The sequence below is a fragment of the Aminobacter sp. GW821-FHT11F06 genome (assembly GCF_058808215.1).
In genome coordinates, this window is the sequence record NZ_JBXARL010000007.1 from 61991 (window position 1) to 77332 (window position 15342).

Genomic DNA, 15342 nt, shown 5'->3' on the forward strand with positions numbered 1-15342 from the left:
GCATGTCATAGATAACCACTGATGTGGCGGCGCGGAAGTGCCCGTTGGCCGGTTTGGCGCGCGTTTTGACGCGACGCGAGACCTTTTTGAGAATTCGCCCTGCCGAGTCAGATGGCGTGGCTTTCGAGAACCGGAGCGGAGCGGACTTTCGGTCCGTGAGCACCGGAAGCGCAGAAAGCCGCGTCAGGTGGCCGGCAGGGTAGAATTCTCAACAGGTCTCAGTAGTCGTCGCTCTTTTCGGGCGCGACAAGGCTCTCGATGCCGGCGAGCAGGTCTTCTTCCGACATGCGGTCGAAGTTGATGTTTTCTTCGGCTTCGTTGCTGTCGGCGGCGGAAGCTGTGGCCTGGTCGGCGGGCTCGGGAGCCTCGGGCTCCGGCTCGTCGATTTCGACATGCTTCTGCATCGAATGGATCAGGTCTTCCTTGAGATCGTCGGGCGAAAGCATTTCTTCGGCGATTTCGCGCAGCGCGACAACCGGGTTCTTGTCGTTGTCGCGAGGAAGGGTGATCTGCGCGCCCTGCGAGATCTGGCGGGCGCGATGACCGGCGAGCAAAACGAGCTCAAAGCGGTTGTCGACCTTGTCAATGCAGTCTTCAACGGTTACGCGGGCCATGAAGTGCCCCTTTCATGCATGGATTTGACGGAAAGCTGGCGCGTGCCTTAACCTGAAAGGCTGCGCAATTCAAGCATGAAGCCTGCAGTGCCGAAATCCTGACCTCCATCCACCCACGATTTATTTACTGCTCCACACCCCTCCCCCTCTTGGAATGACTCGCCACGGGCGATATTTCCGGCATTGGGGCAAGGCATTGATTTGGGGGGAAACGGGCGCTCGGTTCAGCGTATTTGGCGACAGCCTATTTCAACAAGGATATTTTCCTATGTTTGATCCTCGCGAGAAAATCGCACTTTTTATCGACGGAGCCAATCTCTACGCGACCTCCCGCGCTCTTGGCTTCGACATCGACTACCGCAAACTGCTTTCCAGCTTCCAGAAGCGCGGCTATCTGCTGCGCGCCTATTATTACACAGCACTCGTCGAGGATCAGGAATACTCCTCGATCCGCCCGCTGATCGACTGGCTCGACTATAACGGCTTCAAGGTCGTCACCAAGCCGGCCAAGGAGTTCACCGACGCCACCGGCCGGCGCAAGATCAAGGGCAACATGGACATCGAGCTGACTGTCGATGCCCTGGAACTCGCCGATGTCGTCGACCACTATGTCATCTTCTCGGGCGACGGCGATTTCCGTACGCTCGTCGAAGCGTTGCAGCGCCGTGGCCGCAAGGTCTCGGTGATCTCGACAATGGCTTCGCAGCCGCCGATGATCTCGGACGATCTGCGCCGCCAGGCCGACCACTTCATCGATCTTGTGACACTCAAGGCCGAGATCGGCCGCGAGCCCTCCGAGCGACCGGTCCGCAAGGTCGACCCGGTCGAACCGACGCCAGAAGACATTTGATGCACAATCCACAATCCGCTCTCCCTGTCGATCCCGACAGGGATTGCCCGCTTTGCCCGCGCCTGCATGATTTCATCGCCGGTTGGCGCGAGCGTGAACCGGGCTGGTACAACGCGCCTGTGCGTTCCTTCCTGCCGCCGGAGGGTGAAGACGCCGTGCGTTTCCTGATCGTTGGGCTGGCACCTGGCGTTCGCGGGGCCAACCGCACCGGGCGGCCTTTCACCGGCGACTATGCCGGCGAGCTGCTCTACTCGACGCTCAAGCGCTTCGGCATGGCGCGCGGCGAGTTCGAGGCGCGGCCGGACGACTCCCTGGAACTGATCGGCACGGCGATCACCAACGCCGTGCGTTGCGTGCCGCCAGACAACAAGCCGGTGGGTGCGGAGATCAACACCTGCCGCACTTTCCTGGTGCCGACCATTGCGCGCTTTCCCAATCTGAAAGCGATCCTGACGCTCGGCTCGATCGGCCATCAGTCGACGGTGCGCGCGCTCGGTGCCCGTGTCGCGGCCGTGCCCTTCAAGCATGGCGCGCGCCACGATGTCGGCAAGCTTGCGGTATTTTCGAGCTATCACTGCTCACGCTACAACACCAATACCGGCGTCTTGACGGAACAGATGTTCGTCAATGTTTTCCGTGACGTTGCAGAATTCTTGGAGAAATAGCGCCTTCGCAGACGGGCTGGAACCCGGATTTGTCTCGTCTGCTTGCATCGAAGATCGCGAAAGAACGTCCTCGCCTTCAATCCAGGGCGGCAGTAACCGCTTCACGAAGCTCCTCACCAGCGATCGGCTTGTGCAGAATACGGCTGCCGCTCGCGCTCACCTCCTGCAGGCGCGATGGCGAGGTGTCGCCGGTAACGATGATGGCGGGGACGGCGCGGCCGAGGAACGTGCAAAGCGTCTGGATCGCCTCGATGCCGGTAGCGCCATCCGCCAGGCGGTAATCGGAAATGATGAGATCGACAGGCGCTTTGCCACGCGCCATCGCTTGCCTGTAGGTCTTTTGCACCTCGACGGCGGAGCGGCCGGCGTAGACACGGTGGCCGTCGAGCTCGAGCAGCATCGCCATCGCCTCGAGAATATCGCTCTCGTCTTCCACAACCATGATGCCGGCGCCCGTCGCTTCGAGCATCGGCTCACCACGACGTTCGGGCGCTTTGGCGGTTCGGACGATCGGCACGGCGATGGAAAACATCGAGCCGCGCCCGAGCGCGGATGTCAGTTTCAGCGGGTGTTTCAGCAATTCGGCGGTGCGGCGAACGATGGCGAGCCCGAGCCCAAGGCCCTGGGTGCGATCCCGCGCCGGGTTCTGCAGCTGCACGAATTCCTCGAAAACCGTAGCGTACTGATCGACAGGGATACCCGGGCCCCTGTCCCAGACCTGGATTTCCACGAAATCGCCGCGCCTGCGGCAACCCAGCAGAACCCCACCGTCTTTGGTGTAGCGAAAGGCATTCGATAGCAGGTTGTTGAGGATGCGCTTGAGCATCATCGGGTCGCTTTCAACGGACAGGTCGCTGTCGACCACCCGCCATTGAAGACCACGCTGTTTTGCCTCCGCGGCAAATTCGTCGCGGAAATCGCGGAAAAGCTCGCGCAGCCCCACCGTTTCCTTCGCGACCGTGACGATACCGGCGTCGAGCTTGGAAATATCGAGCAACGCGTTCAACAGCCCGCTCAGGTTGCCGATGATGGATTTCGCCCTGCCCGCCAGGTCGCGAGCCTGGCTGGAGGGCACGTCGCCGCGCTGTCCCAGCATGGCGACGGTGGACACCAGCAGGCTCAAGGCATGGATCGGCTGGCGCAGATCATGGCTGGCTGCCGCCAGAAAACGTGTCTTGGCGCGATCCGCTGCCTGCGCGCGGTCGCGTTCCTCCTGCAGGTGTTCGACCAGCCTTTCATTTTCCAGGCGCAAGCCGATGGTCTCGCGCAGCATGCGGTATGTGATGCGGCAATAGTAGAAGTTGATGACCACAAGCGACACGAGCAGAAACAGGAAGCCCCCCGATATGCTGCTTCCGCTGGTGATGACGCGCGCGGCGACCGGCAAGACCGTGGCGAGAATCGAACCGATGAGTGCCGGCGGAAAGGCCGACAGCGACGGCACCGTGCCGCAGACCAGGCCGGTCAACACGACAACCGTGAAAGAAAGCAAAAGGGGCGCTTCGGGAAGGAAACCGACCCAGCCGAATATGCCCCACAGCAGGCCCGAGACCGAGGAAAATGCAGCTGCGAGCCATGCCCACCGCAAGATGGAGGCCGAATCGCGCGTGCGGCTGAAAAAGCGGCGGGACGCGAACACGCGAATGGCCGTCAGCAGATACAGCGCACCGAGCCATCCGGCCAGCCAGGTCGTGGAAACGCCGCCGCTCAAGACATAAACGGCTGCGAGCGAAATGACGATGTTGGAGATGACGACGCCATAGGAGTTGCGATACAGAAGCTCAACGAGAGCCTGTCGTATCTTGTCTTCCTGCATTGGCCCCTCCAAATGCCGGACGAAGCTCATCCAGCGGTACGTCCCAAGGACTGTTGATCTAAGGGAAATTTGTTTCCCATACATTGGCAATCATGGAACTTGTGCCGCTGCCTCATGAATGGTGACCAGATGAACCGCCCTCTCACCTTCATTCTCGCCGACGACCACGCCATCGTGCGCGAGGGGTTGAAGCTGCTCGTCTCGACGATGGAGAACATGTCGGTGGTGGCCGAAGCAGCCGACGGTGAAGCTTTGCTTGGGCTTGTGCGCAGCGTTCGCGCGGACGTTTTGATTCTCGATCTCGGCATGCCCGGCGTTGCCGGAATCCAGTTCATCGCCGACATCGGCGAACTCGCACCTCGGCTTAAGATCGTGGTTCTGACCGCCAATATCGAACCGAGAACGGTGCGCGCCGCGCTTGAGGCCGGCGCCAGCGCCTACCTGACCAAGGACGGCGATCCCGAGGAACTCGGTGCGGCCATCGATGCGGTCAAGGGCGGAGGGACCTATCTGGCGCGAACCGTTCGCTTCGCGATCAGCGAGCCGACCCGAAGCAGCAGGCCGTCGGCAGCGCAGGAAATCCTCTCGCCGGTCCCGCTGACACGACGGGAGCGGGAAATCCTGATGCTGGTGGCGCAAGGGCAGACGGCGCGTGAAATCGCCGAGCGGTTGGGCATCAGCCCGGCGACGGCGCGCAAGCATCGCGAAAACCTGATGGGCAAGCTCAATCTCCATAGCGCCGCCGAACTGACCGCTTATGCGGTTCGCTTGGGATTGCCCACGACATGACAGCCGCGCGCTGCTTGCGCAGCCGCAATCCCGTGTAAACATCTGCTTAACCAACAACAGATTAGCGACAACCGAACGCGATCCAAATACGGCATCTGCCGTATGTCTTCTCGCAACAGCCGAGCCTATTCCTCCCCACGGTTTGGATCATCCGGGAGGAGCCGTGATGCCGTCGCTGGAGCTGTGGATTCCGTTCGCTGTCGCAACGCTTGCCTTCGCTTGCATGCCAGGGCCGGCGATATTGTACATGACCGCCCAGACAGTCGCCCTTGGCCGCAAGGCTGGATTGATGGCGGCACTTGGCGTTCACATCGGCTGCTATGCCCACATCATCGCTGCCACCATCGGCCTCGCTTCGCTGATCGAACAAGCGCCGATGGCCTATGCTGCAATCAGGTTCGCTGGCGCTGCCTATCTGGTCTGGCTCGGCCTCACCATGTTCCTTGGCTGGAGCAAGACCGCCAATGAAGCCGCCGGCCCGGCTTCGAACACCTTGCGCGACAGCATCGTTGTCGAGGTTCTCAATCCAAAGACGGCGCTGTTTTTCCTGACCTTTCTTCCGCAATTCGTCGACCCGGCTGCCGCTTTTCCGCTTTGGCTGCAGTTCCTGATGCTCGGCATCTTCGTCAATTTCGTCTTCTCGATCGCCGATGTGGCGGCAGTCGGCATCGCCTCGCTCACCCTTGCCCGCTTTGCTTCGGGCGGAGCCGGCTGGATGGTCCCCAAGGCCTGCGGTTCGATCCTCATTGGACTTGGCGTGGCGCTCGTCAGCCATCAGATATGACCGAATGCGGCGACGCAAAAATGTGCTTTGCCGATGTTTCACCTTCGACAGGACGTGAGCCGCGAAGATCAGCAAAAAAGAAATCCTCATCGGTTCAGCTTTTTCGAACGGTTCTCTAGTAGGGTCGCGTTACGCGCGAAGAGCGTTGAGCCCTTGACCCAGGTCAATGTTGCTCTGCTTCATTTTGCTTAACTGAAAACGCAACCCCGCAGGAGCTGAAACCATGAGCAATGCCTCGAATTCAGATCATTCATCCACCCGCCTTGTCATTCCAGCGTTCGCTGCGCTCTATGAAAAGATTGCCCAACCGCTGAGCTGGGTTGTTCTTCGCGTGTTCGTCGGGGGTGCCCTGGTCGTGGAGGGATGGCCGAAAATCCTGGCCCCCTTCGCCCAGACGGGCTTCGTCGAGAGTGTTGGCTTCTACCCCGGCTGGCTTTGGTCGCCCTTGCTTGCCGCGATGCAGTTCTTCGGCGGAATAGCGCTTGTGCTCGGCTTCCTGACACGTCCGGTGGCCCTCGCAAACGCCGTGATGTTGGCCGTAACCTGGTGGTTCCACTACACGCATCCTTACGGTGACGCCTTCCTCACCCAGGCCGGCATCGATGCCTTGAAGGCAGGGGGCGACACGCTTTTCACGCCAGATGGCGTCAAGAGATTGGCAGACGGCGGCACGGCACTCCTGCATCAGGTGCAAGACAAGGCGGTGTTCCTGTCAGCCATCTGGACTGTGGCTGTCTTGTTGTTTGCGGGATTTGGCGGAGGACCGCTCTCCGTGGATCGCAACCTTCTCAAGCGAGAATTCTAAGAAACGCAGCGACGCACGATCTGATCGTCAGCGCCGCACAATGACGCGACAGCGTCGCCCGCATTGCGGGCGGCGGGCTTCACCTTCGGCGCGGTCGAGCTTCGGCTGGAGCGCTGCGACCGCGACATATGCCGCGCCCTGGCACCTGGCTGTTCAGCGTGCGCTGCTGCCGAAGCTCTGAATCTCAAGAGCGACCGCGCCGACATCGCTCTGGCGCGTACCCGGATGGGGTAGCCTGTCCCTTCCAGGACTGGCCCGCTGCATAATTCAAAACCAAAGTGAAACAGCGCTGCGCTGCAGGCGTCGCATCGCGCATGCGAAGTGACGCCGTTGCCCGCAAACCCGCGAACTGTCCTCAAGCTTACGCCTTTCATCCCACCGCGTCTGCGAGCTTGAGCGGGACAGGACCTGCCTCCCCTTGACGAAACACAATGGGAATGAGAAGGTGATCCATAACTAAGACATAGATTACATAGTAATGTAACAACTGGGAAGGGGACCAAGCATGAAACACATGACAAAGATCGCCATTTCGCTGGCTGCAATGTTGCTGCCCGCGACAGGCGCTGCGTGGGGACAGGCGAAGGGTGGCGTGATCGACGTCGCCACCATCGGCGAGCCGCCGACGCTCGATCCGATGGCATCCACCGCCGACCTGGTGGGCATCGTCACCCAGCACATCTACGAAACGCTCTACACATTCGATAAGGATTGGGGCGTCACGCCGCTGCTCGCCGCCGACATGCCGCAGATTTCGGCAGACGGCAAAACCTACACCATCGCGCTGCGCACCGGCATCAAGTTCCACGACGGCTCGGACATGAATTCCGCCGACGTGGTCGCTTCGCTGCAGCGCTGGATGAAGGTCGCGACGCGCGGCAAGCAGACCGCCGAGACCGTGAGCGCCATCGAAGCCGTCGATGACAACACCATCAAGATCACCCTCAACAAGCCGTTCGCGCCGCTGCTTTCACTGCTGTCGCTGAACAATGCCGCGGCGATCATCATCCCGTCGGAAGTTGCCGCACAGGACCCGCTGACCAGCTTCGTTGGCACCGGCCCCTATATGCTCAAGGAGCGCAAGCCCGACCAGTTCATCCAGCTTGCACGCTTCGACGGCTACAAGTCGCGCGACGGTGAATCGAACGGTTATGGCGGCGCCCGCAAGCAGTATCTCGACGAGATCCGCTTCGTGCCGGTGCCCGATCCAAACACCCGCATCGAAGGCGCGGTTTCGGGCCAATTCGCTTATGTCGACTCGCTGCCGGTGGAGTCCTTCCAGAAGATTTCCGGCGGCAAGACCACGCCCGTCATGCTCAAGCCGTTCGGCTGGCCAGTGTTTTTCATGAACACCAAGGAAGGGCTGAACTCCGACATCAAGATCCGCAAGGCGATCCAGGCAGCGCTCGCACCCAAGGACATGATGCTTGCGGCGTTCGGTTCGGAGGACTTCTTCTCCATCGACGGCGCCATGTATCCTGAAGGCTACAAGTGGCACAGCGAGACCGGCACCGAGCCCTACAAGCCCGACGGCGATATCGAAGCGGCCGCCGCCCTGCTCAAGGAAGCGGGCTACGACGGCTCGAAGCCGCTGCGCATCCTGACCAGCCGCCAGTACGAATTCCACTACAAGCTGGCGCAGGTGGCAGCGGAATATCTGAAGGCCGCGGGCTTCAAGGTGCAGTTGGACGTAGTCGAATGGGCAACGCTGACCAAGAACCGCACCGACCCGGCCCTGTGGGACATCTACATCACCCACAGCCCGTTCCTGCCCGAACCGTCCTTGACCGGCTTCATGTCCGATACCGCGCCGGGCTGGTGGGTTTCCGACAAGAAGCATGAGGTTCTCGGTGCTTTCAACGCGGAATCCGATCCGGCCAAGCGTATAGCCTTGTGGCCGGCCGTGCAGCAGGCGTTTTATGACGAAGTTCCCGCTTTCAAGGTCGGCAACTTCAACGCTTTGGCCGCCCAGGCACCCAATCTCAAGGGTGTGACGCCGGCACCATGGCCTTACTTCTGGAATGCCTATCTCGAAGCCAAGTGACGGGCTTCCACAACCGTCGAATGGCACTGCCGACACTCTATGGTCGCTTCGCGGCCACCTCTCTCCTGCTCGACGGGGGAGAGGAAGAGCGTCGCTCGCTTAACCGAAAATGCGACTGAAGCCAGGGCGTGAAAAGACAATGCTGCGTTCGATCATCAACAGACTGCTTGGCATGATCGTCGTTATGGCGATCGTCGTCACGATCGTCTTTGTCATTGTCCGCGTCACGCCGGGCGATCCTGCCGCAGTCATGCTGGGTCCGGAGGCTAACGCCGCAGATATCGCGGCGCTGCGCACCAAGCTCGGCCTCGACGGGTCCATCCTCGAACAGTTTGGCCACTACGTCTTTGGCATCATGCAGGGCGATTTCGGCCAGTCGATCTTCCTCAACCAGCCTGTCACCGAGGCACTTGCCCAGCGCGCCGAGCCGACTTTTTTCCTGACCATCTTTTCGCTGCTGATCGCCACCGCGATCGCACTGCCGGTCGGCATTCTGTCGGCCTACTGGCGCGGCTCGATTTTCGACCAGGTGGCAACGACCGTCGCCATGTTTGCCGCCAGCATTCCGAGCTTCTGGCTTGGCCTGTTGCTGATGCAGTTTTTCGCCGTGAAACTCGGCTGGTTCAACACCTCGGGTTATGGCGGGCCAGGCGCCTCGCTCGGCGAGCGGCTCAACCATCTTGTGCTGCCGGCACTAGCGCTCGGCCTCGTCAGCTCGGCGCTGATCACCCGCTTCACCCGCGCCTCGATGCTGGATGTGCTGAATGACGACTATGTCCGCACCGCCCGCTCCAAAGGCATGAGCGAGTGGCGCGTGGTGCTGAAGCATGCCTTCAAGAACGCCCTGATCCCGATCCTCACCGTGCTCGGGCTGACCGCGGCACTGCTGATCTCCGGTGCGGTGGTGACCGAGACGGTGTTCGGCCTGCCGGGCGTCGGCAATCTCGTTGTTTCAGCCGTGCTGCGCCGCGACTATCCCGTCATCCAGGGCGCGCTGCTGGTTATCGCCGGGCTCTATGTTCTGGTGAATTTCGGTATCGACATGCTCTATCTGCTGGTCGACCCAAGGGTGCGCTACTGATGGCCTCGATCTCCACTCCATTGCAGGTTGAACCCGGCCTGCTGTCACGCCTGATCACCCGGCGGACCTCGCTGATCGGCCTCATCATCCTCGCCATTCTTGCGCTCGCGGCGATCCTGGCACCTGTCATCGCGCCCTATTCGCCGACGAAACTGTCCATCGCCAACCGGCTGCATGCGCCCAGCTTGCAGTTCCTGTTTGGCACCGACGATCTCGGCCGCGACGTCTTCACCCGCATGCTCTATGCGGCGCAGGTTTCGCTGTCGGTCGGTTTCGCCGTGGTCGTGCTGGCCTCGGTCATCGGCATCGTTTTGGGGCTGACGTCAGGTTTCTTCCGCAAGGCGGACGCGCCGGTCTCCCGCCTCATCGACGCGATGATGGCCTTCCCTGATATCCTGCTGGCCATAGCACTTGTCGCGGCACTCGGTGCTTCCGCCACCAATGTCATCATCGCGCTCGGCATCGTCTACGCACCGCGCCTGGCGCGTGTCGTGCGTGCCTCGACTTTGGTCATCCGCGAACTGCCCTATGTCGAGGCCGCGCGCGCTCTTGGCGTGCCGACGCCGGTGATCCTGGTGCGGCACGTGCTGCGCAATGTCACCTCGCCGCTTCTGGTGCAGGGCACCTTCATCTTCGCCAACGCCATTCTGGCTGAGGCCGGCCTGTCGTTCCTCGGCGTCGGCATTTCGCCTGATGTTCCGACCTGGGGCACCATGATCAGCGTCGGCCGCCAATATATGGATCAGGCACCGTGGATCATGCTGTATCCCGGCGGCGCCATCGTCATCACCGTTTTGTCGCTGCAACTGGTCGGCGACGGGCTGCGCGACCTCCTCGACCCGCGCCTGGCAAAGGACATCTAGAGCGACATGATCGGCAATCGTTTCCCCAAGGCCGAACGGCCACTGCTCATCAAGGGTGCGAAGCCCATCGGCTTCGGCACGGCGTTCGACCAGCCTGTCGATGTCCTGATCGGCACGGACGGGCGCATCGCCGATATCGGCGGATCGATCGCCGCCAGTGACGATGCCCGCACACTCGATGCCAAAGGCGCCTGGATGTCGCCGGGATGGACCGACATCCACGTCCATGTCTGGTATGGCGGCACCGACATTTCGCTGAGACCCGCGCAGTGCGGCGCAGCACACGGCGTCACCACCATGGTCGATGCCGGTTCGGCCGGCGAAGCCAATTTCCACGGCCTGCGCGAATTCATCATCGAGCCGGCCCAAGAAAACATCTACGCTTTCCTCAATCTCGGCTCGATCGGGCTGGTCGCCTGCAACCGGGTCAGCGAACTGAGCGACATACGTTCGATCGACTTCGACCGCATCATCGCCACAGTCGAAGCCAACCGCGATGTCATCGTCGGGCTGAAGATACGCGCCAGCCATGTCATAACCGGCGGCTGGGACCTGACGCCGGTCAAGCTCGGCAAGAAGCTCGGCCGCATCCTCAAGCTGCCGATCATGGTGCATGTCGGCGAACCGCCCCCGCTTTATGACGATGTGCTCGACCTGCTGACCGAAGGCGACATCGTTACCCACTGCTTCAACGGCAAGGCCGGCAGCTCGATCCTCGAGGACGAAGACCTCTACCGGCTCGCCGAGCAGGCAGCCGCGCGCGGCATCGTGCTCGATGTCGGGCATGGCGGCGCCTCGTTCTCCTTCGACGTCGCCAAGGCCGCGCTCGAGCGCGGCCTGCCGCCGAAGACGATCTCGACCGACCTGCACAACCGCTCGATCGACCGCTCGGTGTGGGACATGGCAACGACGATGTCCAAGCTGCTGTCGCTCGGCATGAAGATGGAAGACGTGGTGACGGCTTCCACGACGGCGCCGCGCCGCGCCATCGGGCTCAACGCCGACGGGCTGTTGCAAAAGGGCAAGCCGGCCGAATTCACGCTGTTCGACGTCGTCGACGCCGACGTGACCGTGAAGGATTCGCAAGGGGCCACCAGCACCCTGCACCGCATGTTCGAACCGCGCCACGCCATCCTTGGCGCCGAGCCTGTCGTCGCGCATCGCTACATGCCGCCGGCGCGCGGCGGCACCGAGCCGCACGCCTGTCCTCATTGCGGATGGAATTCATGACCGGAGAGATCGCGCCCGACACCATCTTGTCCGTGCAGGATTTGAAGACCTGGTTCGTGACCAAGCGCTTCACGGCCAAGGCTGTCGACGGCGTGACCTTCGATCTCAAGCGTGGCCAGACACTGGCCGTGGTCGGCGAATCCGGGTCCGGCAAGTCGGTGACCAGCCTGTCGATCATGGGGCTTTTGTCGAAGCCGGGCGCGATCGCCGGGGGCAAGGTCCTGTTTCGCGACCGCAAGGAGCAGGTACACGACCTCGCTGCCTTCGCGCCGAAGGAGTTCCGCAAGATCCGTGGGCGGGAGATCGCCATGATCTTCCAGGAGCCGATGACCAGCCTCAACCCGCTCTACACCGTCGGTGACCAGATCGGCGAGATGATCGCGCTGCACGAACCCGTCAACCGGCGGGAAGCGCGCAGCCGGGCGCTCGCCATGCTCAAGCATGTCGAGATACCGGACGCGGCCTCGCGTCTCGACGACTACCCCCACCAGATGTCCGGCGGCATGCGCCAGCGCGTGATGATCGCCATGGCGCTCGCGTGTAGCCCCTCGCTGTTGATCGCCGATGAGCCGACAACAGCACTCGACGTCACCATCCAGGCCCAGATTCTCGACCTGCTGCGCCGCCTGCAGGCCGAGTTCGGCATGTCGATCCTGTTCATCACCCACAATCTCGGCGTCGTCGCCGAAATCGCCCATGACGTCGTCGTCATGTATGGCGGCCGCGTCGTCGAACAGGCGCCGGTCAACGACCTTTTTGCCCATCAGCGGCATCCCTATACCAAGGGCCTGCTTGCCTGCACGCCGAATGCCGCGCGCGACATCGATGCGACCGGCGAGCGCCACGCGCTCTATTCGATCCCCGGCAGCGTGCCGCCGATCACGGCACTTCCGGCAGGCTGCGCCTTCGGACCGCGTTGCGAATATGCGCTGGATGCATGCCGTGCAGCGCCGCCAGCGCTGGTTGCCGCCGGACGTGCCGGCTTCTCCCGTTGCATCCGGAGCGCCGAGCTATGAGTGCCGACATCTTGAAGCCCGAAGCCAGCGATCAGAAACTGCTGCTCAGCGTCCAGGGCCTGACCAAGCATTTCCCGGCCCGCAATGGCCGCATCGTCCATGCCGTCGAAGATGTCAGCTTCGATGTCTGGCGTGGTTCGACTGTCGGGCTGGTCGGCGAATCCGGTTCCGGCAAGACGACGGCGGGCCGCTCGGTGCTGCGGCTTGTCGAGCCCACTGGCGGCAAGGCGATCTTCGACGGCGTCGATCTGTTCACGCTGTCGCCGCGCGAGATGCGCGCCTATCGCCAGCGCCTGCAGATCGTTTTCCAGGACCCGTTCTCCAGCCTCAATCCGCGCATGCGCATTTCCGCGATCATCAGCGAGGCGCTCGATGCGCGCGGTTTTCCGCGCGGCAAGGCGCGCGCTGAGCGCATCGCCGAACTTTTGACGCTTGTCGGCCTGTCGCCGGACCACGCGACACGCTATCCGCATGAATTCTCCGGCGGCCAGCGCCAGCGCATCGGCATCGCGCGAGCGCTCGCGGTGGAACCGGAATTCGTCGTCGCCGACGAGCCGGTCTCCGCACTCGACGTGTCGGTGCAGGCGCAGGTGCTCAACCTGCTCGGCGAATTGCAAAAGAAGCTCGGGCTGACGCTGCTGTTCATCGCGCACGACCTGTCGGTTGTCGAATATCTCTGCGACGAGGTCGTGGTGATGTATCTCGGCCGTGTCATGGAGCGAGGCCCAAGCAAAAAGGTCTACGCAGCGCCCCGCCATCCCTACACCAGGGCGCTGCTTGCCACGTCGCCGGTGCCCGATCCGACGCGCCGGCGTACCCATGTTCCGTTGCAGGGCGACATTCCAAGCCCGATCAACCCGCCCTCGGGCTGCGTCTTCCGCACCCGCTGCCCGGAGGCGATCGCCGCCTGCGCCGAAATCATCCCGCCGGTCGAGCATGTCGGTGGCGGACATCATGTGGCCTGTATCCGCCACAACGAACCGATTGCCTGAGTGGAGTACGCATGATGACTTTTTCCGAGCGTCCGGAAAACACGCCCTATGACCGGCTCAAGGCGCTTGGTATTACGCTTCCCGATGCACCGCCGCCGATCGCCAATTTCGTCACCCATGTGCAGGAGGGCAAGCTTTTGTTCCTGTCCGGCCAGGGGCCGACCGAAGGCAACGGGCGCCAGCATACGGGCAAGGTTGGCGGCGATGTCGGCGTGGAGGCAGCCTATGGGCATGCCCGGCTGACCGGCATCAACCTGCTCGCCGTCATGCATGCAGCACTTGGCGATCTCGGCCGCGTGCGGCGTGTGGTGAAGCTGCTCGGCATGGTCAATGCGACACCCGACTTCGCCGATCACCCGTCGGTGATCAACGGCTGCTCTGATCTCTTCATCGAAGTCTTCGGGCAAAGCGGCGTCCACGCACGCTCGGCGGTGGGGCACGGCTCCCTGCCCGGGCAGATCACCGTGGAAATCGAAGCCATCGTGGCGATCGACTAAGGGTTCTTGATGAATATCCGGGAGGGAAACACCATGCCGAAAGACGATATCCGCAGCCGGCTCGGCTTGAGGCCGGTGATCAACGTTTCGGGCACTATGACCTCGCTCGGCGCCTCGATCGTGGTGCCGCAGGCGGTCGAGGCTGTCTCGGCGATCCTCAGCGAATTCGTCGAGCTCAGCGACCTGCAGCGCCGCGCCAGTGCCGTGATCGCCGATCTCACCGGCGCCGAGGCAGGCTTCATCACCGCTTCCTGCTCGGCGGCGATCAGCCTTGCGGTTGCGGCCGCCATGACCGGGCCCGACCTCGCGGCGATCGAACGCTTGCCGGATACGACCGGCCTCAAGGACGAAGTGCTCATCCAGTCCGGCCATATGGTCAGCTACGGCGCGCCGGTCGAGCAGGCGATCCGCCTCACCGGCGCCAAGGTCGTGCCGGTCGGCCAGGCGACGAGCGCCTCGGCCTACCAGTTGCGCGGCGCCATCACCGAACGTACCGCATGCGCGGTCTATGTCGTTTCGCATCACGTCGTCGACTATGGCCAGATCCCGCTGAAGGTGTTCGCCGCCATCGCCCATGAGCGCGGCGTGCCTGTCATCGTCGATGCGGCTTCCGAATACGATCTCGCCGGCTTCCTCGCCGATGGCGCTGATCTCGTGCTTTACTCCGGCCACAAATTCCTCGGCGGTCCGACCTCCGGCATCGTCGCCGGACCAAAAGAGAAGGTGCGCGACGTCTATCTGCAAAACCGTGGCCTTGGCCGTGGCATGAAGGTCGGCAAGGAAGGCATCGTCGGCACGCTGGCTGCCCTTCAGGCCTGGAAGACGCGCGACCATGACGGTATCCGCGCCCGCGAGAAAAAGGCCCTCGACTGCTGGGTCGAGGCGCTGGATGGCAGGGCCGGCGTCACAGCCACGATCGTTGCGGACCCGACCAACAACCCACTCGACCGGCTGATGATTTCAGTCAATCCGGCTGAGGCTCGCGTCACCGCCTGGGATCTGGCCGACAGGATGGGGACCGGCGACCGTCCGGTGATCGTGCGCGACCATGAGGTCGAACACGGCTATTTCTATCTGGACCCCTGCAACCTGCATCCCGATGAGGAATTTGTCGTGGCGGAGCGGCTTGCCGAGGAGCTGGACCGCGCGCGCGGTTCCAACGAGATCATCGCAACGCCTTTCGACGAAAGGCTGCTGGCGCGCGAGGCGGCGATCCTCAAATGGCCGGATTGACGGCGCCCTGTTCGCCAGGGCGCGGACATCTTACAGTGCTTTCAACACGAATCCCGGGTTCCC

The 15342-nt window shown here is 62.4% G+C and carries 15 protein-coding genes; 13 read left to right on the forward strand and 2 right to left on the reverse strand.

Annotated features, from left to right (window positions below; translation table 11 throughout):
• Nucleotides 1-218: 218 nt before the first annotated feature.
• Entirely contained in the window at nt 219-614 is a 396-nt protein-coding gene (rpoZ, locus tag AC1RTB_RS17670; protein ID WP_492880235.1) for a DNA-directed RNA polymerase subunit omega, read from the reverse strand.
• Nucleotides 615-882: 268 nt separating this feature from the next.
• Between rpoZ and AC1RTB_RS17675 the strand changes: the two genes are divergently transcribed.
• Together AC1RTB_RS17675 and AC1RTB_RS17680 are read left to right on the forward strand one after the other, a co-directional pair.
• Nucleotides 883-1464: a LabA-like NYN domain-containing protein gene (locus tag AC1RTB_RS17675; RefSeq protein ID WP_476785869.1), complete on the forward strand. Its 582-nt coding sequence runs from the start codon at nt 883-885 to the stop codon at nt 1462-1464.
• Nucleotides 1464-2129, forward strand: coding sequence for a uracil-DNA glycosylase (locus AC1RTB_RS17680; protein WP_492880234.1), 666 nt, complete (start codon nt 1464-1466; stop codon nt 2127-2129). The genes AC1RTB_RS17675 and AC1RTB_RS17680 overlap by 1 nt, the downstream gene beginning before the upstream one ends.
• A gap of 76 nt (nt 2130-2205) precedes the next feature.
• Here the strand turns inward: AC1RTB_RS17680 and AC1RTB_RS17685 are convergent, their stop codons facing one another.
• Nucleotides 2206-3945 (reverse strand): sensor histidine kinase, encoded by a 1740-nt coding sequence (locus tag AC1RTB_RS17685; protein WP_492880233.1) that lies wholly within the window; start codon nt 3943-3945, stop codon nt 2206-2208.
• 129 nt (nt 3946-4074) lie between these two features.
• Between AC1RTB_RS17685 and AC1RTB_RS17690 the strand changes: the two genes are divergently transcribed.
• The 11 genes from AC1RTB_RS17690 to AC1RTB_RS17740 all read left to right on the forward strand — a co-directional run bounded on the left by AC1RTB_RS17690 (nt 4075) and on the right by AC1RTB_RS17740 (nt 15279).
• Entirely contained in the window at nt 4075-4734 is a 660-nt protein-coding gene (locus AC1RTB_RS17690) for a response regulator (RefSeq protein ID WP_492880232.1), read from the forward strand.
• 166 nt (nt 4735-4900) lie between these two features.
• Nucleotides 4901-5518: a LysE family translocator gene (locus AC1RTB_RS17695; RefSeq protein WP_492880231.1), complete on the forward strand. Its 618-nt coding sequence runs from the start codon at nt 4901-4903 to the stop codon at nt 5516-5518.
• Between the two features lie 223 nt (nt 5519-5741).
• Nucleotides 5742-6323, forward strand: coding sequence for a DoxX family protein (locus AC1RTB_RS17700; protein ID WP_492880230.1), 582 nt, complete (start codon nt 5742-5744; stop codon nt 6321-6323).
• A gap of 505 nt (nt 6324-6828) precedes the next feature.
• Entirely contained in the window at nt 6829-8367 is a 1539-nt protein-coding gene (locus tag AC1RTB_RS17705; protein WP_492880229.1) for an ABC transporter substrate-binding protein, read from the forward strand.
• A 139-nt stretch (nt 8368-8506) separates the two neighbouring features.
• Entirely contained in the window at nt 8507-9448 is a 942-nt protein-coding gene (locus AC1RTB_RS17710) for an ABC transporter permease (RefSeq protein WP_492880228.1), read from the forward strand.
• Nucleotides 9448-10311: an ABC transporter permease gene (locus AC1RTB_RS17715; protein WP_492880227.1), complete on the forward strand. Its 864-nt coding sequence runs from the start codon at nt 9448-9450 to the stop codon at nt 10309-10311. The genes AC1RTB_RS17710 and AC1RTB_RS17715 overlap by 1 nt, the downstream gene beginning before the upstream one ends.
• A 6-nt stretch (nt 10312-10317) precedes the next feature.
• Nucleotides 10318-11541, forward strand: a complete 1224-nt coding sequence (locus tag AC1RTB_RS17720) for an amidohydrolase/deacetylase family metallohydrolase (protein ID WP_492880226.1) — start codon at nt 10318-10320, stop codon at nt 11539-11541.
• An 8-nt stretch (nt 11542-11549) separates the two neighbouring features.
• Nucleotides 11550-12557: an ABC transporter ATP-binding protein gene (locus AC1RTB_RS17725; protein ID WP_492880319.1), complete on the forward strand. Its 1008-nt coding sequence runs from the start codon at nt 11550-11552 to the stop codon at nt 12555-12557.
• Nucleotides 12554-13549 carry an ABC transporter ATP-binding protein gene (locus AC1RTB_RS17730; RefSeq protein WP_492880225.1) on the forward strand — a complete coding sequence of 332 codons (996 nt, stop codon included), beginning with the start codon at nt 12554-12556 and terminating at the stop codon, nt 13547-13549. Before AC1RTB_RS17725 ends, AC1RTB_RS17730 begins: the two co-directional genes overlap by 4 nt.
• Nucleotides 13550-13563: 14 nt before the next feature.
• Nucleotides 13564-14046 (forward strand): RidA family protein, encoded by a 483-nt coding sequence (locus AC1RTB_RS17735; RefSeq protein ID WP_492880318.1) that lies wholly within the window; start codon nt 13564-13566, stop codon nt 14044-14046.
• Nucleotides 14047-14079: 33 nt separating this feature from the next.
• Complete coding sequence (locus tag AC1RTB_RS17740) at nt 14080-15279, forward strand: aminotransferase class V-fold PLP-dependent enzyme (RefSeq protein ID WP_492880224.1); 1200 nt, start codon at nt 14080-14082, stop codon at nt 15277-15279.
• Nucleotides 15280-15342 lie beyond the last annotated feature (63 nt).